Raw genomic sequence first — 298 nt, forward strand, 5'->3', positions numbered from 1 at the left:
TTTGCGGATTTCTTTTTCGCGTTTGAGGCTGTCCATACTCGCTTTCTCCAACCGTTGAACGGTCAAAGCCAGCTCTTTGATCAGCCCCAAACTGGCTGGGTCTTCTTCGTCCAGCGCGGCTTCGGCCACATCAAAGGCCATGGTCTGGGTCATCTGTATCAATAATTTGCCGATGTCACCCGTGGGTTTTTCGCCCAGCTTGGCCACCCAGGCATTGGCGGTGGCTTGGCGTTCCTGCATTTTCTTGCCGATCTTGGCCATTTTGGTGGTTTATCTTTTTATTAAGGAACTCGATAGG

Annotated in this window: 1 protein-coding gene; it reads right to left on the reverse strand. The window is 51.3% G+C overall.

Going from position 1 to position 298, the window contains the following annotated elements:
* On the reverse strand, positions 1-261 hold a 261-nt coding region (locus tag Q4563_RS18770; protein WP_303605592.1), incomplete at its 3' end, for a phage protein Gp27 family protein.
* Positions 262-298 lie beyond the last annotated feature (37 nt).

The organism is Gilvimarinus sp. 1_MG-2023, from assembly GCF_030548285.1.